Below are 21,801 nucleotides of genomic sequence, written 5' to 3' on the forward strand. Positions count from 1 at the left end.
ATTGTAAAAGGGCCGTGCGGGTTCAGCTGCCTTTTTCGCATGAAATTAAATAATCCTTGGTGTCGCTTTTTTTACTGATTACCCGGGGCGAACCCTTGTGCGGGGTATCCGCTTTCGCCCAAGCTCCATTAACGGTAATCGCGCCAGCTTTCCGTGCTGAACGCCGCCGGCTTAATCCCTGTTTCTACAGTGGTTTATCTCGGACGGTGGTATTTTACAGGTATTTCGTAAGGTTTAAGAGAGGGTTTACAGTTTTTTTAAAACCATTCAAACGGAACGGTAGTTGAAAAAGCGATCAAATGAAGTGATATCGATCGCTTTACCCGCCGCGGAGGCCGGCAACCGTGCCAGATTGCGAGTCAGATCACGTAATGCGGGCTAAATACTGACCTGTTGCGCCAGGCGCCGAATGATGGCGGCGGTCAGCCCCCAGATAAACTGGCTGTGATACCAGGAGAGGTAGATGCGGTGGGTATGGCCGGCGCGATGAATATCCAGCGGATAGTAACGCGACAGGGTCAGCGCTTCCCGCAGGGGCATCTCGAACACGTCCGCCACTTCGCCTTCATTGGCGTGGAACTGCACGTCCGGCGGGATGAGGCCGACGATAGGGGTAACCTGAAATCCGGTGCTGCTGTCGAGCGGCGCCATTTGGCCGAGGACAGTCACCGCTTGCGGCGGTATCGCCACTTCTTCCTGCGCTTCTCGCAGCGCCGTGACGATCGCCGATCCGTCTTCGGCGTCGGTTTTTCCGCCGGGGAAGGCCACTTGACCGGCATGTTTGCGCAGCGAGTCGGCACGGCGGGTCAACAGCAGCGTCGGCTCGGCGCGGCAGACGATCGGGATCAGCACCGCCGCCGGGCGCACATTGTGCGAAATCTGCGTCGCCTGCGGCAGCTGCAGTTGAAAGCGGCTGATAAAGGCGCGCAGTGAGTTCGATGGGATCACGACAGGGCATACTCCCCTAGCTGCGGCAAAATGCGGCCAACCTTGTCGAAGGTCTCCTGGTATTCCGCCTGCTCCTGGCTGTCCGCCACGATGCCGCCGCCGGCGGAGCAGTGGATGCGACCGTTTTCGGTGACGAGCGTGCGAATGGTGATATTGGTGTCCATGGTGCCGCAGGCGCTCAGGTAACCGATGCTGCCGCAATAGGCGTTGCGGCGCTGCGGCTCCAGCTCTTCGATGATTTCCATCGCTCGCACCTTGGGCGCGCCGGTGATCGAACCCCCGGGGAAGCAGGCGCGCAGCAGTTCGGCCGCCGAGGTATGGTTTGGCAGGGTCGCGGTGATGGTGCTCACCAGGTGATGCACAGCGGGGAATGGCTCCACGGCGAACAGTTCCGGCACCCGTACGCTGCCTGGTTGGGCGACGCGGCCGATATCGTTGCGCAGCAGATCGACGATCATCAGATTTTCAGCGCGATCCTTGGGGGAATCGGCCAAACGGCGAGCCTGCGCGGCGTCCTGTTCCGCGTCCGCCAACCGCGGCAGCGTGCCCTTGATCGGGCGGGTTTGGATGCGTTGCTGCTCCAGCCACAGGAAGCGCTCGGGAGAGACGCTCAGTACGCTGTTGTGCGGCAAGCGCAGGAAGGCCGAGAATGGCGCGCGGTTGCAGGCGCTCAGGCGGCAGAACGCCTGCCATTCATCCCCCAGATAGTCGGCGGAGAACCGTTGTGCCAGATTGATTTGGTAACAGTCGCCGCTGCGCAGGTAGTGCTGAATACGTTGGAACTTCTCGCCGTATTGCCGCCGGCTCATATTGGCGCGCCAGTCGCTCAGCAGCGTGAAAGGGCGTTCTGTAGGCGCAGTTTGGCTATTGAGCCAGCGCCAGCGCTGCTCGACATCGCCATAGCTGAGCAGCGTCAGGGTTTGCAATTGGTGGTCGGCGATCACTGCCCAGTCATAAATGCCCACTGCCATATCCGGCAAGGCGAGGTCGGCTTCGGCCAACTGCGGCAGGGTTTCCACCCGGCGCCCGAGATCGTAGCCGAACAGCCCCAGAGCTCCGCCCTGAAACGGCAGGTCCGGATTAAACGCCGGCTGCCAGCCTTGCGCCGCCAGTTGCTGCTGCAGCAGGGAGAACGGATCTTCCTGCGACTGAATGGTGACACTGTCACTTTCAATTGTCGTGCCGGCACCGTGGGTGGTGAGTGTAACGCGCGGCTGTGCGACCAGGATATCGAAACGGTTATGCGAATGGTCGGCGAAGCCCGAATGCAGCAGCATCGCCCAAGGTTGCGATGAAAGCGGGGCGAAAAGCGTCATCAGGGCACGGCGGCTGTAGGGCAAAGATTTTATGTTTGGGGCGGTTACGCTCATGAACGTCAATAAACCTGGCTGTGAGGACGGCGATATCTGGCGGCTAGTGTGCCATAGACGGTCACGTCATGCATGTTTTGCCATGCGCGACATGCAGCACAGTTCACATAAACGGCAGTTCAATAAACCTGAAATAAGGCATTTTTTGCGCCATTGATTATACTTCGATATGTTAAAAATTTAACATCAAATGCACTGGAAGCCTATTTATCGAGGGCGCAATACCCGAGAAATATAAAAAAAGATTTGTTAATTTCATAAATTTATTATTTCTGCTTGTTATTAGAAGCGGGAGGGATGTTGTTATGCCCGATTTTAGCCAACGTCGCCGCCCTTTGGAATTAATGGCTTAATTACTCAGCGCTTTTCTGGCGCTGGTTTGAGAAAGAAAGGCCGGTTCGGTCCCATTAGTCACCGCGGGAATTTGCAGGTTTCACGCCTATCCCAAGCGTACGCTGACCGAATGAGTCTTTTAGAAAAATAAAATTATTATTTTGTTACATTATCATTGAAGAGCTGACTATGTCGTTAATGCTGAGCGTGATCGTCCCGATGCACAATGCGGGGGAGTTATTGGAGCCTTTCCTGGCCTCGCTGCTGGCCCAGCGTGAGCAACGGTTGGAGGTGATCATCGTCAATGATGGTTCCACTGACGGTTCGGGAGAGATCGCACACCGTTACGCGGCGGTACATCCGCATATTCGTGTGATCGATCAGGCCAATGCCGGTGTTTCTAACGCGCGTAATGCCGGGCTTGCCGTTGCCCAAGGCAAATATGTGGCGTTTCCCGATGCCGACGACTTGCTGGCGCCGGAGATGTATTCCACGCTGCTGGAACAGGCGGAACAACATCAATTAGACGTGATGCAATGTAATGGCGAACGCTATTTTACCAGCCAAGATGAATTGCAGCTGATTTTTCCTGAGGCGCGTTTGCGCACCACCGACGTTATCACCGGCGTGCAGTGGTTTGAACGTGCGCTGAAATCGAGAAAGTTTATTCACGTTGTATGGCTGGCAATATATCGCCTCGACTTTATTCGCCAGCATCGGCTTTATTTCGAGCCGGGATTACATCACCAGGATATTCCCTGGACGACGGAAGTCATGTTTAATGCCAAACGGGTCAAATATTTAAGTACGCCGCTGTACCGTCAACGGGTGCACGACAAGTCGATCAGTAACCGTCGCCGCATCGGTAAGGCGAACGTGGAGTATCAACGCCACTATATGAAAATCGTCGAAATGCTGGAGCGGCTCAACCAGCGCTATGCGGGCACTGTCGCCATTCGTCCGGCTTTCCATTGGCAAATCACCCGCGAAGCGCTGGGCATTTGCCACAGCATTCGTCGTGAGCCGGAACCGGCCGCTCAGAGTCAGATCACCGAAGAGTTCTATCAGCGCGGCATCGACAGTGCGATGTTCGCCAATGCGCGCGGCCTGAAGCAGGGGTGGCATGTCATGCTGTGGCGGCATCGCCTGAAGCAGTGGCGCAACGATAACGGCTGTTCGCAACCGGCCTGAGGCACCAGACGTTGGGATCCGCCGCGTTAGCGCGTATACTCCTTCTCCCTTTTGCCGGAGAGAACGACACATGCATGCAGGTATGCCATTACTGAATCACGCGGAGCAGCAGGAAGCGGCGGATCGCATCCATCAACTGATGGAGCAGGGCATGAGCAGCGGTGAGGCCATTGCTCGCGTTGCGCAGGAAATTCGCGAGAAGCATCAGGGCGCTCAGGTTGCGGTACTGTTCGATGATGAAGACGAGCAGCATGAGGCCGCACCGGAGGCGTCGCGGGATGACGATGCTGAAGAAGACGAAGACTATTGACGTTATCGGGGCCGCGCATGCGGCCCCGTGAGTATCAGCCGTTGACCGCCACGGCGGCGGCGGCTTGTTTCGCTTGCTCCACCGCCAGTTCCGTCGTGCTCGCCGTCGCCAGCGCCACGCCCAGGCGACGCTGCCCGGCGATCTCCGGTTTGCCGAACAGACGCAGCTGGTTGTGCCCGCGCAGCGCATTTTCCAGGCTGCTGAAACGCACATCGCTGCTGGTGAGCTGCGGCAGGATCACCGCTGAAGCGGAAGGGCCGAACTGGCGGATGGCGCCAATCGGCAACCCGAGAAACGCGCGAACGTGCAGGGCGAACTCGGACAGATCCTGTGAGATCAACGTAACCATGCCGGTATCGTGCGGCCGCGGAGACACTTCGCTGAAGATCACGTCGTCGCCGCAGACGAACAGCTCCACGCCGAACAGTCCGAACCCGCCCAGGGCTTTCACCACCTTCTCCGCGATAGCCTGAGCACGGCTCAACGCCGTAGCTGACATGCGCTGCGGTTGCCAGGATTCGCGATAATCTCCGTCTTCCTGACGATGGCCGATCGGCTCGCAGAAATGTACGCCGTCCACGGCGCTGATGGTCAGCAACGTAATTTCAAAATCAAATCTTACCAACCCTTCGACGATCACCCGGCCGCCGCCGGCGCGTCCGCCCTGTTGCGCGTAATCCCAGGCGCTTTGCAGCTGCTCAGGCGTGCGGATCAGGCTTTGTCCTTTGCCGGAAGAACTCATCACCGGTTTGACGATGCACGGGTAGCCGATGTGCTCGACCGCTTGCCGGAAAGTCGCTTCGCTGTCGGCAAAGCGGTAGCTGGAGGTGGGCAGGCCAAGTTCTTCCGCCGCCAGACGGCGGATGCCTTCGCGGTTCATGGTCAGGCGCGTGGCTTCGGCGCAGGGCACCACGCGGTGGCCCTGACGTTCAAGTTCGACCAGCATGGCGGTGGCGATCGCTTCGATTTCGGGAACGATATAGTCCGGCCGCTCTTGTTCGATAACGGCTTTCAGCGCGTCACCGTCCAGCATATTGATGACGTGACTGCGGTGCGCCACATGCATGGCGGGGGCGTCGGCATAGCGATCGACGGCGATCACTTCCAGACCGAGGCGCTGGCATTCAATGGCGACTTCTTTACCCAGCTCCCCGGAGCCGAGCAACATGACGCGGGTGGCGGAAGGACGCAGGGCGGTTCCAATCGTTAACATAGTTTCGTACCTGGATCGGTGAAAGTAAGCGGATTGATGATCGGCGGGCAGTATATACGAAAACGATTGCGTTCACAGCCGCCACGCCAGGTTTGTTGCTAACTTACTGTTTTTATAACAAGCAGAAATATTTGCCCTGCCTGGGCGATTGTGCGTTAATAAGCGACGGCGAAAGAAGGCCTATATATAGCAAGGTTTTCGCGTCTCGTGCCGTCAAGGCAGGTTTATCAAGTAAAGGAAACACAAATGAGCAAGATCACTGGTCACGTTAAATGGTTCAACGAAAGCAAAGGCTTCGGCTTCATTACGCCTGCCGACGGTTCTAAAGACGTTTTCGTTCATTTTTCCGCTATCGTTAGCGATGGTTTCAAGACCCTGGCTGAAGGCCAGCAGGTTGAATTCTCCATCCAGGACAGCCAACGTGGCCCTGCCGCAGCCAACGTCGTTGCGATTTAACGACTGCGTTGCCAAGAAACCCGCCGCCGGCGGGTTTTTTTATGCCCGCAGCCCGTAACGCCGCCCATCTCTGTTATCATTTACCGCTGATTCGGCGCCAACCTGCGGGCGCGCCGCCATTCCATTCGTCATATAAGAGTTATCGCCGTGAGCACAGTTTCTTTTTCTTCCCTGCCGCTGCCAGCCGAACAGTTGGCCAACCTCAACGAACTGGGGTACGCCGAAATGACGCCGGTGCAGGCCGCCGCGTTGCCCGCTATCCTGCAAGGGCGAGACGTGCGCGCCAAGGCGAAAACCGGCAGCGGCAAAACGGCGGCATTTGGCATTGGCTTGCTGAATAACATCGTCGTTACTCAGGTTGCCACACAGGCGCTGGTGCTCTGTCCCACCCGCGAGTTGGCCGATCAGGTGAGCAAAGAGCTGCGTCGCTTGGCGCGTTTCACGCAAAACATCAAAATTCTGACGCTGTGCGGCGGCCAACCGATGGGGCCGCAGCTCGATTCGCTGGTGCATGCGCCGCACATCGTGGTGGGGACGCCGGGCCGTATCCAGGAACACCTGCGCAAGAAAACGCTGCAGCTGGACGAGCTGAAGGTGCTGGTGCTGGATGAGGCCGATCGCATGCTGGACATGGGGTTCGCCGACGACATCGACGATGTGATCAGCTATACGCCGCCGCAACGTCAGACGTTGCTGTTTTCCGCCACGTACCCGGCAGGCATCGAGCGCATCAGCGCGCGCGTTCAACGCCAGCCGCTAAGCGTCGAGGTGGACGATGGCGAAGCGCAGACCTCCATTGAACAACGCTTTTATGAGACTACGCGCGATCAGCGCCCAGCGCTGCTGGTGTCGGCCATTCGCTATCATCAACCTGCGTCTTGCGTGGTGTTCTGCAATACCAAACGCGACTGTCAGACGGTGCTTGAGGCCCTGGAGGCCCGCGGCATCAGCGCGCTGGCGCTGCATGGCGATCTGGAACAGCGCGACCGCGACCAGGTGTTGGTGCGTTTCGCCAACCGCAGTTGCCGGGTATTGGTGGCGACCGACGTCGCCGCACGCGGGCTGGATATTAAAGAGCTGGAGCTGGTGGTCAACTACGAACTGGCGTTCGATCCCGAAGTGCATGTGCACCGTATCGGCCGCACCGGCCGCGCCGGCATGAGCGGGCTGGCGATCAGCCTGTGCACGCCGCAGGAAATGGCGCGTGCGCACGCGATTGAAGACTATCTGCAGATGAGCGTCGACTGGTCGCCGGTGTCCGAGCTGAGCGGGGCGGCCAACGGCTCGCTGGAGGCGGAAATGGTGACGCTGTGCATCGACGGCGGCCGCAAGGCGAAGATTCGTCCCGGCGATATCCTTGGCGCGCTGACCGGCGACGCCGGGCTGACGGCGGCGGAAGTGGGCAAGATAGACATGTTCCCGGTGCATGCCTACGTCGCGATCCGCAAAGCCAGCGCGCGCAAGGCGCTGCAACAGTTGCAGCAGGGCAAAATCAAAGGCAAAAGCTGCAAGGTGCGGCTGCTGAAATAAGCCGAAGGCGGGCGGCGGTTTGCCTTCCCGCCACGATCTATTTATGCTGTACATAATTACAGTGATTTGAGTATTTGAGGACGCACGCATGGCGGTTGAAGTTAAATATGTGGTGGTGAGAAACGGTGAGGAAAAAATGACTTTCGCGAGCAAGAAGGAAGCCGACGCCTACGACAAAATGCTGGATCTGGCGGACAACCTTGGGGAGTGGCTGCTGCAGGCGCCGCTGAACCTGGATGACGAACAGCGCGAAGGGCTGAGCTTCTTCCTGGCGGAAAATAAAGATGCGCTGGGTCTGATTCTGCGCGGCGCATCGCCGGCGGAAACCCTCAAGAAACCGGCGGAAAGCAAAGCGAAAAAAGCGGCCTCTAACCCAAAAGAGGGATCTGCGTCAGAAAAGCAGGCGGCATAATGACTTATGTTGCGGTGTTGTGATGAAAAAGGATCTAAAATGAGCCGTGAAATAACTTTCTTCAGCCGCTTTGAGCAAGACATTCTGGCCGGGCGCAAAACCATCACCATTCGGGATGCCAGTGAGTCGCACTTCGAACCGGGCGAGGTATTGCGCGTCAGTCGCAATGAGGACGGCGTATTTTTCTGCTTTATCGAAGTGCTGTCGGTAACGCCGGTGCGCCTGGATGCGCTGACCGAACGCCACGCGCAGCAGGAGAACATGTCGCTCGGCGAACTGAAGCAGGTGATCAAGGAAATCTATCCGGGCCTGGATGCGCTGTTTGTCATTGAGTTCGTCAAACGGTAACCCTTTGCCGACGCCCTGTTGTGAGCCAGGGATGGGCGCCCGGATAGCGCTAATCACAACGGGAGGACATATGAAAAAAACGGGTTTGGCTATCGCCTTGTTGGCCATGATGGGAGCATCGACGGCGGTGTGGGCGCAGGATCACGAACAGCGCGCCGCCAAGGTAGGCCAGTGTGCGGGTCTGCAACCGGCGGATATCGCCGCCCAGGTTAAGCGCGACTTCTTGCAGAACCGCATTACGCGCTGGGAGTCGGACAAAAAGCTGCTGGGCACCGCAACGCCGATCGCCTGGGTTAGCCCGGATGCCATCAGCGGCAAGGATCAGATATGGCAGGTGCCGTTGACGGTGCGTGGCACCAAGGCAGATAAAACCTACAACGTGACGCTCAACTGCAACACCGGTGAAATCGCCTACAGCGCCCCGCAGTAACGCTTTCCCGGCAATAAAAAGCCCGCCGAGCGGCGGGCTTGATGTCCTCGGACGGCGTCAGTCGCTGAATGGGATCACCAATTCACCCGGTTTCACTTCCAACCCTTTCGCCAGTTTTTTCGCCAGCGCTTCGGTTTTGCTGTTGTCAGGATTCAGCACATAAGCCGGCTTTTGGTCGAAGTAGGATTTCAGCGACTGGTTCAGATACGGCGTCAGCGCTTTCATTACCGTCTGCATTTTTTCCGGCTGCACGCTGTAATCGGTCAGCTCCATGTCCTTCAGGAAAATGGCGCCCTGCGCCCGGTCGTAGACCGGCTGCGCCTTCAGCGTCAGCTTCAGATCCGCGGTCTGCGGGCCGAGAATCGACGTGATGTTGACCTTGGCGTCGCCGGAAAGGGTGACTTTACCCGGTTCGCTGCGGCCGATTTGGCTTTGCAACTGAGTCAGCACGATGTTGGCGTCCAGCAGGCCGGGCACGCCGATCTGCTTCTGGTAGTCATTATGTTTCTGCAGGTAATCATTCACTTCCTGCTCGCTCAGGGTGTACTGGGTCAGTTGATTGCAACCGGCCAATACGCCGGCGAACAGCAGGGCGGCTGCGCCCATCAGGATCTTCTTCATTAATGCCTCATTGCGACTGCTGGCGAAAAGTGCTGCAGATAATTGATTAATCATTATAAACGTTCCGCCTGCGCGTGAAAACGGCAGGCGGCGATGTGCAGAGGATAGTGCGCGCAAAAGCGGGCGACACCTATCGGATAACGCCGAAAGCGTCAGCGCCGCAATCGCAGCGCCAAGAGGATCACGCCGGCCAGGCAGGCCGCTCCCCCCAACAGCGGGAACAGCGGAATGCCCCACAGCTGCAGTGAGGAGTGCATCAGATAAGGCGCCAGGCCCAGGGCAAAAGCGGCGGTGACAATGGCGATAGCCAGGGTGACGGCGGCGCGTTCCAACGCCTTGCTCAACTGGCCGAGATTACTGACGTTGATATCGGCATTGAGCTGCCCGCGTTTTAGGCGGCGCACCAACAGCCGCAGGGTTTGCGGCAGTTCTTCCCCGGCGTCGAGCGCTTCCCCGCCCAGGGCCAACAACCGCTGGCGCACGGCGTCAGGGGCATAGCGTTGCAGCACCGTTTGTTGCAGCATCGGTTTGAGGGTGGCGACGATGTCGAAGGCCGGATCCAATCGGTGCAGCACGCCGTCGGCGGTGATTAACGCCTTGAACAGCAGCACCAGATCGGGCGGCAGCGCCAACTGGTGTTCACGCGCCATCACCAGCAGGTCGGTCAGAGCCTTGCCCAACGTCAGGGTGGTGGCGGCCTGTTTGTCGAGAAAGTTTTGCGCCGCCAGCTCCAGATCCATCAGATCCAGCGGCTCGCTGTCCGACCAGGCGATCAGCGTGTTGACGATGCCTTCGGACTGACGATCGGCAATGGCCTGCAGCAGCAGGAGCAGCTGGTTGCGCCGCCGTTCGGACAGCTGGCCCACCATGCCGAAGTCGATGAAGCCGACGCGGTCGCCGCTCAGCGCCATCACGTTGCCGGGGTGCGGATCGGCGTGATACAGCCGGTGCTCCAGCACCATGCTCATAAAGGCGCGGGCGCCGCGCTGCGCCAGCAGCGGGCCGTCAAAGCCCGCTTCCGCCAACTGCCGGGGGTTCTCCGGCGCGGTGCCGGGCAAGTACTCCTGCACTAACAGACGCGGGGAAGACCATTGCCAATAGATTTTTGGCACGACCACGTCGGGTTCACGCGCGAACATGCCGGCGACGCGATCGCAGTTATGCCCTTCATGGGTCAAATCCAGTTCATGATTGAGCGCCGTCGCTAGCGCTCTGACCATCTGCCGTGGTCGATAGCGCGCCAGCGCCTGACTCTGCTGCTCTACGGTTTCCGCCAGCGAGGCCAGCAGCCGCAAATCGGCGTGAATGGTTTTCGCCAGGCCGGGCCGCAGCACTTTCACCACCACTTGTTCGCCGCTGTGCAGGCGCGCGCGGTAGATTTGCGCCATCGACGCCGCCGCCAGCGGTGTGCGATCGAATTCGGCAAACAGTTGCTCGGGATCATCGCCGAGATCGGCAACGATCTGCGGCGCCAGCGTTTCCCATGGCAGCACCGCCGCCTGGCTGTGCAGGCGATCCAGTTCGTCGGTCCAGGCCGGATCCAACAGGTCAGAACGCGTGGCCAGGATCTGGCCGAATTTGACGAAGGTTGGGCCTAGCGCCTCGAGCGCTTCGCGCAGCCGCTCGGGCAGGGTTTGGGCGTCCAATTGGGCGGGTTCAGCGCGGGCGCCGCGCAGCAAAGCCCCCAGGCCCAGCAGACGCAGAACGTCTTGCAGGCCGTAACGAATCAGAACGGAGGTAATTTCCTTCAGCCGCGCCCGATCGCGAGCGGTGGCGAGCACCATTTTCAGCATCAGTACGCCATATCCTTTGGGTTATTCAAACGTTATTGTTCCATGTCCAGCAGCAACGGCACTTCGCTGCGTTGCGCCATGCGGTTGCGGTAGGTTTCCACGTTGTCCGGCAGCGCAACCCCGGCGACGATCGACAACGAGCGCAGCAGCGGGAACAGGTGGATATCGTCCTCGGACAGCTCGCCGTTTACCGCTTCGGCGGAGACGATCAGCGGTGACAGGGTTTGCAGATCGGCCTCCAGCTGGGCGATCAGATCGGCGCTGTTGGCGAGATGCTCGGCGAAATCACCGATTGACGCCTGCTTTTTATCGATAAAATAACGGCGGGCGCTGTCGGTGGCGAACTCTTCGAAATCGGCATGCGCAATACGCGGCAACAGCAATTTTGCGCTGTACTCGCCGACCCGCTGCAGCCACTCGGCAATGGCGGGGTTGGTGCAGCCGGTCAGCACCGGCTTGCCGTCCAGGTTATCGACATAGCGTACGATATCCAGGCTTTCCGGCATCGCTTCGCCGTTGTCTTTGACCAGGATAGGCACCATTTTTTGGCCGATCAGGTTGAGCGGGGTCGTCTCATCGTCGTTGAGCAACGTGACCAGGCGAATCGGCAGACGTTTCAGGCCGAAAATCATGCGGGCTTTAACGCAGAATGGGCAATGATCGTAAATGAACAGTTTCATGCTTGCTCCGGGTTGTCAGGTTTTAACAGCAATAGTTACCACAGCTTATCGAGGCTGTCTTGACGTGCGTGTTTTGGATGGTGCGTTATTGCGATATTGCCCGCGCACCGGCGCGGGCTAGGGGGCGTTATTTCTTGGCCGGTACCGAGTTGAGCACATCGATCAGGTGAATGCGAGCTTCTTCCAAGTCGATTTTGTCACGTTCGTTGGTGGCGGTGACGACCTGCAGCTGTTTGATAATATCGTTTTTCAGGCCGGCGTCGCTGGCGAGGATATGGGCCAGGGCTTTTTCCACCAGGGTGGAACGCGCATAAATCATGCGCAAGTTCAGTATCATATGTTCGAGTAGTTGCGGTAATTTTGCTTCTTCGTTCATGCCGACGGGCTCCTGTGGGTGTTTTTACTAACAGGATAGCAGCTGTTGCCGATTCGGCCGGATTTCTATGGCGTTAACCGCCACGCAGCATCATCGATGCACTGCGCCGCGGGCTGAACTGCCAGTACAGCGCCAGCAACGTAGCGAAGCCCACGGCTCCAAGCAGCAACCAGGGTAACTCCGGCATGTTCATCGTCCGTCCGGTATCGTACATCCAGCCGCCGCCGGTGTAACCTAACGCGCCACCCAGCGCCAGACCAAGGCGGCTGAAGCCCATATAGCTGCCACGCGCACGTGGATCGGCCAGTGAAGCGCTCAGCGTCTCGCGCGCCGGTTCGGCGATGATCGATCCCAGATAGAAGCAGCAGATCAGCGTGAACACGCCCTGCAAGCTGGTGGCGAGACCGATCGGCAACAGGCTGAGCGTCATCAGCAACAGGCCCGCCATCAGGCGCTGCTCAAGCCGGAAGTGTTTTTCTCCCCAACGCGCCAGCGGATAGAGCAGCGACAACGACAGCGCCGCTTCAATCGCATACATCCATTTCACCGCCGCCGGTGAGCCGGCGATTTCGTTAACCACGATCGGCATCATCAGCATCACCTGTACCGCCAACATGTAATAACCGGTCAGCGTCAGGACATAGGTGAGGAAGCGGCGATCGCGCACGACCCGCAGCATGCCTTCCTTCATCGGTATACGCACGGTAGAGATGCGGTAAGCCGGCAGTAGCCAAGCGTTCCAGCCAGCGGCGAGCACGAAGATCGCCGCCCCCACCCAGCAGACAAAGTGGAAATCGTACTGCAGCAGCCAACTGCCGAGCAGCGCGCCGACCACCGCACCCGCGCTGTCCTGCATCATCAGCAGCGAGAAAAAACGGCCGCGTTCATGCGGGCGGGTCAACTTGATTACCAAAGCGGTGCGCGGCGGATCGAATAACGTGCCGCCCAGGGCGGACAGCGCGCAGGAGAACCACAGGATCCAAGGCTCATCCGCCATCGCCATGGTAGCGAAACCGGCGGCGCGCAGCAGCATGCCGGTGACGATCATCGGCTTGGCGCCGAAGCGATCGGCGATGGCGCCGCCAAAGATGCCGAGCCCTTGTTGCAGCAGTTGGCGCAAACCCAGCGCGATGCCGACGATCAGCGCCGCCCATCCTAATTGATCGACAAAGCGGATCGAAATAAGCGGGAACACGACAAAGAAGCCTAAAACCACCAGCAGGTTGTCGAGCAACAGAAAATATTTACCCAAGCTGCGCGCTTGCGACACCAGAGACATGCATCACCATGAGCAATTAAGAGAGAGGGGGAAGGCAACCCCACCATTCTCTACCCAATTGCCGGACGGCGACAGGGGCGGAGTAGATAATATTTTTTTATCGTCAAGGTGTTACCTGCGCTGCAAAATAGGCGGAAAAACACCGTAAAACGCGTATTCGGTGATTTACTGAGCGACCGGGATTTTACCTCGAGGGCGGGCTACGGTTATATTGAATGCAGGGAAGTGCGGTTCTGAGGCGCTATTGGCTAAATAAAGTCATGGCATTAGATCGGCGCCGGATAATTAACCATGCGACTTCCCAATAAATACTTCTTATCGAACCGTTTTGACTGCGGGGGAAATGATGTTCGGCTACCGCTCTGCATCGCCAAAAGTACGTCTTACTACCGACCGGATGGTGGTCCGTTTAGTGCATGAACGGGACGCCTATCGTCTGGCGGATTATTATGCCGAGAACCGAGCCTTTCTCAAACCCTGGGAGCCGGTGCGCGACGAAAGCCACTGTTATCCTTCCGGCTGGCAGGCGCGTCTGGGCATGATCGCTGAAATGCAAAAGCAGGGCAGCGCCTACTATTTTATCCTGCTCGATCCGCAAGAGCAGGAAGTTCGCGGCGTGGCGAACTTCAGCAACGTGCTGCGCGGTTCGTTTCACGCCTGTTTCCTCGGTTATTCGCTGGGGGAGAAATGGCAGGGACAGGGGCTGATGTTCGAAGCCTTGCAGTCCGCCATCCGCTATATGCTGCGCCAACAGCGCATGCACCGCATCATGGCCAACTATATGCCGCACAACCAGCGCAGCGGCGCATTGCTGACGCGTCTGGGATTCGAACGCGAAGGTTACGCCAAGGATTACCTGCTGATCGACGGCCAGTGGCAAGACCACGTTTTGACGGCATACACCAATAAAGAGTGGCTCCCCCCACGTTGAGGCCAAACGATGAAATATGAATTGAACGCCAGAGAGGCTCGGGTTATCGGCTGCCTGTTGGAAAAACAGGTCACGACCCCGGATCAATACCCGCTTTCGCTGAATGCCATTACGCTGGCATGTAACCAAAAAACCAACCGTGAACCGGTGATGGATCTGAGCGAAAGCGAAGTGCAGCAGCTCCTCGATCTGTTGCTGCGCAAACATTTCCTGCGCACCCTCAGCGGGTTCGGCAACCGGGTAGTGAAGTACGAACAGCGGTTTTGCAACTCCGAGTTCGGCCAACTGAAACTTTCGCCCGCCGAACTGGCGGTGATCGCCACCTTACTGCTGCGCGGCGCGCAAACGCCCGGAGAGCTGCGCACCCGTACCAATCGGATGCACGAGTTCAGCGATGTCAGCGAGGTCGAACAGGTGTTGCAACAGCTGGCCACGCGAGAAGATGGCCCGTTCGTGGTGCGCCTGGCGCGTGAGCCGGGCAAGCGCGAAAGCCGATTCATGCATCTGTAGCGGCCAGATTGATGAAGCGCCGCCCGCGGCGTTCGAATCCGAGGACGACGGCGAACTGAGCGCCAGGGTTAGCGCATTGGAAAGCGAAGTGGCGGAACTGAAACGGCAGTTGCAACACCTGTTGGTGAGGGATGCGAATGACTAAATTGCGTGTAGGCGTGGTGGGATTGGGCAGTATCGCGCAGAAGGCTTACCTGCCAATCCTCGGTCAGGCGGCGGATTGGACTCTGGTGGGCGGTTTTTCGCCCAATCAGCAAAAAGCGAAGCCGCTGTGCGACAGCTACCGCATGGCCTGTTTCTCTCGGTTGGACAGCCTGGCCGAACAGTGCGACGCGGTCTTTGTTCACAGCAGCACCGCCAGCCATTTTTCGGTCATTGGCGAGCTGCTGAACCGCGGCGTGCACGTTTACGTCGATAAACCGCTGGCGGAGACGCTGGAGCAGGGCGAGCAGTTGCTTGAGTTGGCCGAGCGGCGGGGCAAAACGCTGATGGTGGGGTTCAACCGCCGTTTCGCACCGCTTTACCGGCAGCTCAAGCAGCAAATGAATCAGCCGGCCTCCATTCGCATGGATAAACATCGGGCGGACAGCGTCGGCCCGCACGATCTGCGTTTTACCCTATTGGATGATTACCTGCACGTGGTGGACACGGCGCTGTGGCTGGCGGGCGGAGGCGAGCAACTGCTGAGCGGCAGCGTGCGCGCCAACGCCGCAGGCGAAATGCTGTACGCCGAGCACCACTTCGCCTGCGGCGACACGCAGGTGACGACCAGTATGCATCGCCGCGGCGGCAGCCAGCGCGAAAGCGTGCAGGCGGTGACCGACGGCGCGCTGTATCAGTTGACCGATATGCGCCACTGGCTGCGTGAAGATGCGCAGGGCGAGTTGGAACAACCGGTGCCGGGCTGGCAAAGTACGCTGGTGCAACGCGGCTTCGACGGTGCGGTGCGGCATTTCCTTGATGCCGTCGCCAATCAGAGCGCGCCGGAAACCGGCGGCGAACAGGCGCTGCTTGCCCAGCGGGTGGTCGAGCGTTTGCTACGGGATAACTCTATGTAACATATGGCGGTAGCTATTCTTTTCCGGATGCGTAAACTGAGCCGATTGTTTCACTGACGCCTGCTGTTGCAGGCGTTGATATTTACGGTACCTATCAGACAACCACATGAACCTACTCAAATCCTTGGCTGCCGTCAGCTCGATGACGATGTTTTCGCGGGTGTTGGGCTTTGCCCGCGATGCGATCGTCGCGCGGGTGTTCGGGGCCGGCATGGCAACGGACGCCTTCTTCGTGGCGTTCAAACTCCCGAATCTGTTACGCCGTATCTTTGCCGAAGGCGCGTTTTCGCAGGCCTTCGTGCCGATCTTGGCCGAATACAAGAGCCAGCAGGGTGAAGAAGCGACGCGCACCTTTATCGCCTATGTCTCCGGGCTGCTGACGCTGGTACTGGCGGTGGTGACGGTACTGGGGATGTTGGCCGCGCCCTGGGTTATCTATCTCACCGCGCCGGGCTTTACCGATACGCCCGACAAGTTTGCCCTGACGTCGGCGCTGCTGCGCATCACGTTCCCCTATATTCTGTTGATCTCGCTGGCGTCGCTGGTGGGGGCGATCCTCAATACCTGGAACCGCTTCTCGATCCCGGCCTTTGCGCCAACGCTGCTTAACGTCAGCATGATTGGCTTCGCGCTGTTCGCCGCGCCGTATTTCCACCCGCCGGTGCTGGCGCTGGCCTGGGCGGTGGTAGTGGGCGGCGTGCTGCAACTGGGCTACCAGCTGCCGCACCTGCGCAAGATCGGCATGCTGGTGCTGCCGCGCCTCAAATTGGGCGATGCCGGAGTCTGGCGGGTAATGCGTCAGATGGGGCCGGCGATCCTTGGGGTGTCGGTCAGCCAAATCTCGCTGATCATCAACACTATCTTCGCATCGTTCCTGGTATCCGGCTCGGTGTCCTGGATGTACTATGCCGACCGCCTGATGGAATTTCCTTCCGGCGTGTTGGGTGTGGCATTAGGCACCATCCTGCTGCCGTCGCTGGCCAAAAGTTTCTCAAGCGGCAACCACGACGAGTATTCGCGCCTGATGGATTGGGGGCTGCGCCTGTGTTTCCTGCTGGCGCTGCCGAGCGCCATCGCGCTGGGCATATTGGCCAAACCGTTGACCGTCTCGCTGTTCCAGTACGGCAAGTTCAGCGCCTTTGACGCGGCGATGACGCAGCGCGCGCTGGTGGCTTATTCGGTGGGGCTGATGGGGCTGATCGTGGTTAAAGTGCTGGCGCCGGGCTTCTATTCGCGGCAGGACATCAAAACGCCGGTCAAGATCGCTATCATCACGCTGATCATGACGCAGGTGATGAACCTGGCGTTTATTGGTCCGCTGAAGCATGCCGGCCTGGCGCTGTCGATCGGCTTGGCGGCTTGCCTGAACGCCTCGCTGCTGTATTGGCAGCTGCGCAAGCAGAAGATTTTCCAGCCACAGCCGGGTTGGGCGCTGTTCCTCACTAAGCTGGTGATCGCCGTGCTGGCGATGTCGGCGGTGCTGATTGGCGTGATGTGGCTGATGCCGGCTTGGGATCAGGGCAATATGCTGGAACGTTTGCTGCGTTTGGCTGCGGTGGTGGTGGCCGGTGTGGTGGCCTACTTTGGCGTGTTGGCCGGGTTGGGCTTCCGCCCGCGTGATTTTGCACGCCGCGTCGCCTGAGCCGAATGCAAGAACAAAAAAAGGTCGCCTTGGCGACCTTTTTACTTTCCGCGCGGTGCGGCTTACATGCGTTCGACGGTTTCGATGCCCAGCGTATCCAGCCCGGTTTTCAGCGTTTTAGAGGTCAGCAGCGCCAGCTTCAGGCGGCTCTGACGGGTTTCTTCGCTGTCGGCGTTCAGGATCTGGCAGTGCTCGTAGAAGCTGGAGAACAAGCCGGCCAGATCATACAGGTAGCTGCACATGACGTGAGGCGTGCCTTCACGTGCAACGGTGGTGAGCACCTCTTCGAACTGCAGCAAGCGGGTAGCCAGCGCAATTTCACGCTCTTCGGTCAGCGTCAGCGGCAGTGTCAGGCTGCTTTCGTCGATCCCGGCGCGCTTGAATACCGATGCCACACGGGTATAGGCGTATTGCATATAAGGCGCGGTATTGCCCTCGAAGGCCAGCATGTTGTCCCAGTCGAAGACATAGTCGGTGGTGCGGCTTTTCGACAGATCGGCGTATTTCACCGCGCCGATGCCGACCACGCGGGCCACGGTCTTCATTTCATCTTGCGGCATGTCCGGGTTTTTGCCGGCGATCAGCTGTTCGGCGCGTTCGATGGCTTCATCCAGCAGATCGGAGAGCTTCACCGTGCCGCCCGAGCGGGTTTTGAACGGCTTGCCGTCTTTGCCCAGCATCATGCCGAACATGTGGTGCTCCAGCGAGACGGACTCCGGCACGTAACCGGCCTTGCGCACGATGGTCCAGGCCTGCATCAGGTGCTGATGCTGGCGGGAGTCGATGTAATACAGAACGCGGTTGGCGCCCAGAGTTTCGTAGCGATACTTGGCGCAGGCGATATCGGTGGTGGTGTAGAGGTAGCCGCCATCCTTTTTCTGGATGATGACGCCCATCGGGTCGCCGTCCTTGTTCTGGTATTCGTCGAGGAACACCACGGTGGCGCCTTCGCTTTCCACCGCCAGCCCTTTGGCTTTCAGATCGGCGACGATGCCCGGCAGCATCGCGTTATACAGGCTTTCGCCCATCACGTCGTCTTCGGTCAGCGTGACGTTCAGGCGGTTATAGGTCAGCTGGTTTTGCGCCATGGTGATGTCGACCAGCTTGCGCCACATTTTCAGGCAGTACTGATCGCCGCCCTGCAGCTTCACGACGTAAGCGCGCGCGCGCTCGGCGAACTCGGCGTCTTCGTCGTAGTGTTTCTTGGCTTCGCGATAGAACTGTTCCAAATCGGACAGGCCCATATCGCTGGCGTTTTCGTTCTGCATTTTTTCCAGGTAGGCAATCAACATGCCGAACTGAGTGCCCCAGTCGCCGACATGGTTGGCGCGAATCACTTTATGGCCCAAAAACTCCTGGGTACGCGCCGCGGCGTCGCCGATGATGGTGGAGCGCAGGTGGCCGACGTGCATCTCTTTCGCCACGTTCGGCGCGGAATAGTCGATAACGATGGTTTGCGGTTCAACCGGCGCAATGCCCAGCTTCGGTGCGTTCAGCACCTGATCGGCCTGGCGGGCGACCCAATCGCTGTTCAGGAAAATGTTGATAAAGCCGGGACCGGCGATTTCCACTTTACCGGCGACGTCGCCGAGATCCAGCAGTTGCACCACTTTTTCCGCCAGCTGACGGGGCGGCATGCCCAGCTTTTTGGCGACTGACATCACGCCGTTGGCCTGGTAATCGCCAAACTGCGCCTTGGCGGAAGGGCGGACCTGCGCTTCGCAATCGGCTGGCGCGCCAGCGGCGATCAGCGCCTGGCTGACTTTATCTGAAAGAAGAACCTGAATATTCACCGGGTTACCTTAATGACGAACGAGGGGCTGAAGCCAGCCCCTGCGGGATTCAACGGTGGCGGGCGCGATGGGCGACCGCCACAAAACAGCCTGTAATTGTAACCGATCTGACGAAGCCCGTCAGCAGTTGGCGCGGCCGCTGCGATGAAACAGTTGTCGGGTGCGGCGCGTTGATTGCCGGAAGGTGAAAGCAGAATGACCTGAACAGAATGTACGAAGGGGAGAGTTGCGAAGCTAGCGTTTTTTATTGCGGCGACCGGCATCCAGCGTGTTGACGCTGCGTGATTTGAAATGACGGTAGATGGCGTATACGGCGATAATTATCAACACCAAGGATATCGTCAGCAATAACATAATGATCATCTCGAATTTAAATTTCCTCCAAAGTAGCGGAGTTGTCTTGGTGAATCAATTGTCTGGGGGTAAATTAAGATAATCCTTAGCTTCCCATCAATTAATGGGGTTTATTTTCTTTTTTTACAATAGGTTGTGCTTATGGTTTTATGTGACTTCGATAAGTGAATCAGGTTTGATTAAACCAGACTATTCAATCGACTTGACCAATGGAGTGCAGAGAGTTTTGTGCAAAATAACTTAAATCATAACGTCATGAAGAGAAGGTATAATGGCTTGCGAAAAATCTTATTTTTTATTTTTCTGTTGCTTTAATAAGCTGTCATCTTAATAAGAAACTGGTTTTTATTCTCCCCGTCCGCAACCAAAAATCATTCTGAACCGCCGCCGAAAAACGTCGCCACGGTGGCGAGCGCTGCCGCCACCGTGTAAATTACGGCGTTTAACTTTGCGCTCCGTTGTTTTGAGGTTTCTATGACCACTCCCTTGCAGACCGTTGCCGAGCTTGACGATCTGGCGCTCGATTTGCCGCGTTTCGAGCAGGCGTTGCATCAATTTGCCGCCAAATTGCGGCTTGATCTGGCCGCGTTCACCGCCGATCACATCTCCCTGCGCTGTCACCAGAATGCCACCGCTGAACGTTGGCGCCAGGGGCTGATGCAGTGCGGGACACTGCTATCCGAATCGATGATCAACGGGCGGCCTATCTGTCTGTTCGATTTGTCTCAGCCGCTGGCCGTAGGGCCGTGGCGGATAGACTGCATCGAGCTGCCGTATCCTGGGGAGAAGCGCTATCCGCACGAAGGCTGGGAACACGTCGAATTAGTGCTCAGTGGCGATCCTCAGACGCTGTACGCTCGGGCGTTGAGCCACCTTGCCGATGAGGCATTGTTGGCGCCGGGGATCAAGCTGAAGCAAAGCTCGCCAAAAGGCGAGGGCGAGCGGCTACCGAACCCGACGCTGGCCATCACCGACGGAACGGTCACGATCAAGTTTCATCCGTATTCCATTCGAGACATCGTCGCCAGCGAACAAGGTTAGCCAGGCAGCGCCGCACAGGCTCGCGCCATGCGATCGAGCGCTTCATCGAGCAGGGCCCATCGGCAACCAAAGTTAAGCCGCACAAAGCGCCGATCGCCGAAATCCAAACCGGCGCTTAATCCAACGCCCGCGCGCTCGAAGAACTGATGCGGATTGTCCACCGGCAACGCGCCGCAGTCGATCCAGGCCAAATAGGTGGCTTCAATCGGCAACAACTTCAATCCCGGCATGGCGTTGATGCGTTCTGTCACCCGATCGCGATTGGCGCGCAGATAAATCAACTGCTCGTCCAGCCAGGGTTGCCCGTATTGATAGGCCGCCTGGGCGGCGACCAGCGCCAGCAGATTGACCTCCGGCACGATGCCGCTGCGCGCGCGTTTCAGCTTTTGTCGCAGCGCCTCATTAGGGACGATCGCCATCGAGGCGCCGAGCCCGGCGAGATTAAACGTCTTTGACGGCGACATCAGCGTCACGCTGCGTTGGGCCGCGTCTTCATTCAGGGTGGCGAAGGGGATATGGCGCGCGCCGGGCTCAAGCAGCAGTTCGCAGTGAATCTCATCCGAACAGACGATTAAATCGTGTTCGCGAGCGAACCGGTGGTGCTGCAACAGCTCCTCTCGGCGATACACGGTGCCACCGGGGTTCTGCGGGTTGCACAGCAACAGGAGTTTTTCGTTGCCGTTGAGCCGATCATGCATCGAGGAAAAATCCAGCCCCCAACGCTGGTTGACCGCTGTTAGCGATACCGAAAGGTGTTTACGCCCGGCGAATTTGGCCGCTTTGCGAAACGGCGGATAAATGAGCGAGGGGGCCAGCGTGCTCTGATGTTCTTCGGTGCAGGCTCGCACGCACAGGTTCAGGCCGCACACCAGGCCAGGCAGGAAAATGATCCATTCAGGCTTGATGTGCCAATCGTAGCGCTCTACCATGCGGCGGGTAAAAACCTCAATAAGATCAGGGGATGGGTGGGTGTAGCCGAATACGCCGTGTGCTACGCGGCGCTGCAAGGCTTCGATCACCGCCGGCGGTGAGGTGAAATCGCTGTCGGCGACCCAAAGCGGGATGATGTCGCTGCCGCGATATTTATCCCACTTAACGCTGTCACTGTGACTGCGGTCTACCCATTGATCAAAATTGAATGCCATAGTGATAACCCTGAGCCGGTTTATGCCTATGCATGAG

General features: G+C 58.5%; 21 protein-coding genes and 1 pseudogene. 12 read left to right on the plus strand and 10 right to left on the minus strand.

All coding sequences use genetic code 11. The features are described 5' to 3' along the window. Positions 1–378: 378 nt before the first annotated feature. Together ACJ8KE_RS04125 and pabB are read right to left on the minus strand one after the other, a co-directional pair. Positions 379–948 (minus strand): CoA pyrophosphatase, encoded by a 570-nt coding sequence (locus ACJ8KE_RS04125; protein ID WP_274984946.1) that lies wholly within the window; start codon positions 946–948, stop codon positions 379–381. Beyond that, positions 945–2,318, minus strand: a complete 1,374-nt coding sequence (pabB, locus tag ACJ8KE_RS04130) for an aminodeoxychorismate synthase component 1 (RefSeq protein ID WP_049299170.1) — start codon at positions 2,316–2,318, stop codon at positions 945–947. Before pabB ends, ACJ8KE_RS04125 begins: the two co-directional genes overlap by 4 nt. 522 nt (positions 2,319–2,840) lie before the next feature. Here pabB and ACJ8KE_RS04135 point away from each other — a divergent pair. Together ACJ8KE_RS04135 and ACJ8KE_RS04140 are read left to right on the plus strand one after the other, a co-directional pair. Then, positions 2,841–3,842 (plus strand): glycosyltransferase, encoded by a 1,002-nt coding sequence (locus ACJ8KE_RS04135; protein WP_317006335.1) that lies wholly within the window; start codon positions 2,841–2,843, stop codon positions 3,840–3,842. A gap of 70 nt (positions 3,843–3,912) precedes the next feature. Further along, positions 3,913–4,152, plus strand: coding sequence for a YoaH family protein (locus ACJ8KE_RS04140; RefSeq protein ID WP_015378151.1), 240 nt, complete (start codon positions 3,913–3,915; stop codon positions 4,150–4,152). A 34-nt stretch (positions 4,153–4,186) separates the two neighbouring features. Here ACJ8KE_RS04140 and purT read toward each other — a convergent pair whose 3' ends face one another. Further along, positions 4,187–5,365 carry a formate-dependent phosphoribosylglycinamide formyltransferase gene (gene purT / locus ACJ8KE_RS04145; protein WP_049299172.1) on the minus strand — a complete coding sequence of 393 codons (1,179 nt, stop codon included), beginning with the start codon at positions 5,363–5,365 and terminating at the stop codon, positions 4,187–4,189. 246 nt (positions 5,366–5,611) lie between these two features. Between purT and cspE the strand changes: the two genes are divergently transcribed. The 5 genes from cspE (at position 5,612) to yebF (ending at position 8,541) form a co-directional block, all read left to right on the plus strand. After that, a complete protein-coding gene (gene cspE, locus ACJ8KE_RS04150; RefSeq protein ID WP_004927572.1) occupies positions 5,612–5,821 on the plus strand; it encodes a transcription antiterminator/RNA stability regulator CspE in 210 nt (69 codons plus the stop codon). A gap of 147 nt (positions 5,822–5,968) precedes the next feature. Then, the gene (gene dbpA, locus ACJ8KE_RS04155) at positions 5,969–7,351 is read left to right on the plus strand and encodes an ATP-dependent RNA helicase DbpA (RefSeq protein WP_028127486.1); all 1,383 of its coding nucleotides are present in this window, start codon (positions 5,969–5,971) and stop codon (positions 7,349–7,351) included. Between the two features lie 88 nt (positions 7,352–7,439). Beyond that, the gene (locus ACJ8KE_RS04160; RefSeq protein ID WP_016927414.1) at positions 7,440–7,763 is read left to right on the plus strand and encodes a YebG family protein; all 324 of its coding nucleotides are present in this window, start codon (positions 7,440–7,442) and stop codon (positions 7,761–7,763) included. 39 nt (positions 7,764–7,802) lie between these two features. After that, positions 7,803–8,111 (plus strand): N(4)-acetylcytidine aminohydrolase, encoded by a 309-nt coding sequence (gene yqfB / locus ACJ8KE_RS04165; RefSeq protein WP_004927562.1) that lies wholly within the window; start codon positions 7,803–7,805, stop codon positions 8,109–8,111. 70 nt (positions 8,112–8,181) lie between these two features. Then, positions 8,182–8,541 (plus strand): protein YebF, encoded by a 360-nt coding sequence (gene yebF / locus ACJ8KE_RS04170; protein WP_016927415.1) that lies wholly within the window; start codon positions 8,182–8,184, stop codon positions 8,539–8,541. Positions 8,542–8,598: 57 nt separating this feature from the next. Here the strand turns inward: yebF and ACJ8KE_RS04175 are convergent, their stop codons facing one another. The 5 genes from ACJ8KE_RS04175 to mdtH all read right to left on the minus strand — a co-directional run bounded on the left by ACJ8KE_RS04175 (position 8,599) and on the right by mdtH (position 13,290). Beyond that, a complete protein-coding gene (locus tag ACJ8KE_RS04175; RefSeq protein WP_016927416.1) occupies positions 8,599–9,162 on the minus strand; it encodes a lipoprotein in 564 nt (187 codons plus the stop codon). A gap of 152 nt (positions 9,163–9,314) precedes the next feature. Next, positions 9,315–10,955 (minus strand): ABC1 kinase family protein, encoded by a 1,641-nt coding sequence (locus ACJ8KE_RS04180; RefSeq protein WP_048794911.1) that lies wholly within the window; start codon positions 10,953–10,955, stop codon positions 9,315–9,317. A 32-nt stretch (positions 10,956–10,987) separates the two neighbouring features. Next, a complete protein-coding gene (gene grxB, locus ACJ8KE_RS04185) occupies positions 10,988–11,635 on the minus strand; it encodes a glutaredoxin 2 (protein ID WP_097101882.1) in 648 nt (215 codons plus the stop codon). Between the two features lie 127 nt (positions 11,636–11,762). Continuing rightward, complete coding sequence (locus ACJ8KE_RS04190; RefSeq protein ID WP_016927419.1) at positions 11,763–12,011, minus strand: hypothetical protein; 249 nt, start codon at positions 12,009–12,011, stop codon at positions 11,763–11,765. Between the two features lie 73 nt (positions 12,012–12,084). Beyond that, positions 12,085–13,290: a multidrug efflux MFS transporter MdtH gene (gene mdtH / locus ACJ8KE_RS04195; RefSeq protein WP_016927420.1), complete on the minus strand. Its 1,206-nt coding sequence runs from the start codon at positions 13,288–13,290 to the stop codon at positions 12,085–12,087. Positions 13,291–13,636: 346 nt separating this feature from the next. On the opposite strand from mdtH, the gene rimJ reads away from it, so the two are divergent. The 4 genes and pseudogenes from rimJ (at position 13,637) to murJ (ending at position 17,431) form a co-directional block, all read left to right on the plus strand. Further along, positions 13,637–14,221, plus strand: coding sequence for a ribosomal protein S5-alanine N-acetyltransferase (rimJ, locus tag ACJ8KE_RS04200; RefSeq protein WP_028127485.1), 585 nt, complete (start codon positions 13,637–13,639; stop codon positions 14,219–14,221). Between the two features lie 9 nt (positions 14,222–14,230). Next, positions 14,231–14,876: pseudogene (locus ACJ8KE_RS04205) on the plus strand (YceH family protein). Continuing rightward, on the plus strand, positions 14,869–15,789 hold the full coding sequence (locus tag ACJ8KE_RS04210; RefSeq protein WP_097101884.1) for a Gfo/Idh/MocA family protein: 921 nt from the start codon (positions 14,869–14,871) through the stop codon (positions 15,787–15,789). The pseudogene ACJ8KE_RS04205 and the gene ACJ8KE_RS04210 overlap by 8 nt, the downstream one beginning before the upstream one ends. A 106-nt stretch (positions 15,790–15,895) precedes the next feature. After that, a complete protein-coding gene (gene murJ, locus ACJ8KE_RS04215; protein ID WP_033640094.1) occupies positions 15,896–17,431 on the plus strand; it encodes a murein biosynthesis integral membrane protein MurJ in 1,536 nt (511 codons plus the stop codon). A 62-nt stretch (positions 17,432–17,493) separates the two neighbouring features. On the opposite strand, the gene argS is transcribed toward murJ, so the two are convergent. Next, entirely contained in the window at positions 17,494–19,224 is a 1,731-nt protein-coding gene (argS, locus tag ACJ8KE_RS04220; RefSeq protein WP_016927425.1) for an arginine--tRNA ligase, read from the minus strand. 828 nt (positions 19,225–20,052) lie between these two features. Between argS and ACJ8KE_RS04225 the strand changes: the two genes are divergently transcribed. Beyond that, a complete protein-coding gene (locus ACJ8KE_RS04225) occupies positions 20,053–20,619 on the plus strand; it encodes a VOC family protein (RefSeq protein ID WP_079451480.1) in 567 nt (188 codons plus the stop codon). Here the strand turns inward: ACJ8KE_RS04225 and ACJ8KE_RS04230 are convergent. Beyond that, a complete protein-coding gene (locus ACJ8KE_RS04230; protein ID WP_016927428.1) occupies positions 20,616–21,764 on the minus strand; it encodes a MalY/PatB family protein in 1,149 nt (382 codons plus the stop codon). The two genes, ACJ8KE_RS04225 and ACJ8KE_RS04230, sit on opposite strands and share 4 nt — an antisense overlap. Positions 21,765–21,801 lie beyond the last annotated feature (37 nt).

The sequence above is a fragment of the Serratia sp. CY56464 genome, from assembly GCF_052168435.1.
In the GTDB taxonomy this organism is placed as follows: Bacteria; Pseudomonadota; Gammaproteobacteria; order Enterobacterales; family Enterobacteriaceae; genus Serratia; species Serratia marcescens.

Bases quoted from the DNA above. Each gene is read 5' to 3' on its own strand.
- murJ (WP_033640094.1), top strand. From the start codon at position 15,896: ATGAACCTACTCAAATCCTTGGCTGCCGTCAGCTCGATGACGATGTTT.
- ACJ8KE_RS04225 (WP_079451480.1), top strand. From the start codon at position 20,053: ATGACCACTCCCTTGCAGACCGTTGCCGAGCTTGACGATCTGGCGCTC.
- ACJ8KE_RS04135 (WP_317006335.1), top strand. From the start codon at position 2,841: ATGTCGTTAATGCTGAGCGTGATCGTCCCGATGCACAATGCGGGGGAG.
- yebF (WP_016927415.1), top strand. From the start codon at position 8,182: ATGAAAAAAACGGGTTTGGCTATCGCCTTGTTGGCCATGATGGGAGCA.
- purT (WP_049299172.1), bottom strand. From the start codon at position 5,365: ATGTTAACGATTGGAACCGCCCTGCGTCCTTCCGCCACCCGCGTCATG.
- cspE (WP_004927572.1), top strand. From the start codon at position 5,612: ATGAGCAAGATCACTGGTCACGTTAAATGGTTCAACGAAAGCAAAGGC.
- rimJ (WP_028127485.1), top strand. From the start codon at position 13,637: ATGTTCGGCTACCGCTCTGCATCGCCAAAAGTACGTCTTACTACCGAC.
- ACJ8KE_RS04175 (WP_016927416.1), bottom strand. From the start codon at position 9,162: ATGAAGAAGATCCTGATGGGCGCAGCCGCCCTGCTGTTCGCCGGCGTA.
- yqfB (WP_004927562.1), top strand. From the start codon at position 7,803: ATGAGCCGTGAAATAACTTTCTTCAGCCGCTTTGAGCAAGACATTCTG.
- grxB (WP_097101882.1), bottom strand. From the start codon at position 11,635: ATGAAACTGTTCATTTACGATCATTGCCCATTCTGCGTTAAAGCCCGC.
- pabB (WP_049299170.1), bottom strand. From the start codon at position 2,318: ATGAGCGTAACCGCCCCAAACATAAAATCTTTGCCCTACAGCCGCCGT.
- ACJ8KE_RS04190 (WP_016927419.1), bottom strand. From the start codon at position 12,011: ATGAACGAAGAAGCAAAATTACCGCAACTACTCGAACATATGATACTG.
- ACJ8KE_RS04230 (WP_016927428.1), bottom strand. From the start codon at position 21,764: ATGGCATTCAATTTTGATCAATGGGTAGACCGCAGTCACAGTGACAGC.
- mdtH (WP_016927420.1), bottom strand. From the start codon at position 13,290: ATGTCTCTGGTGTCGCAAGCGCGCAGCTTGGGTAAATATTTTCTGTTG.
- ACJ8KE_RS04210 (WP_097101884.1), top strand. From the start codon at position 14,869: ATGACTAAATTGCGTGTAGGCGTGGTGGGATTGGGCAGTATCGCGCAG.
- ACJ8KE_RS04180 (WP_048794911.1), bottom strand. From the start codon at position 10,955: ATGCTGAAAATGGTGCTCGCCACCGCTCGCGATCGGGCGCGGCTGAAG.
- ACJ8KE_RS04140 (WP_015378151.1), top strand. From the start codon at position 3,913: ATGCATGCAGGTATGCCATTACTGAATCACGCGGAGCAGCAGGAAGCG.
- ACJ8KE_RS04160 (WP_016927414.1), top strand. From the start codon at position 7,440: ATGGCGGTTGAAGTTAAATATGTGGTGGTGAGAAACGGTGAGGAAAAA.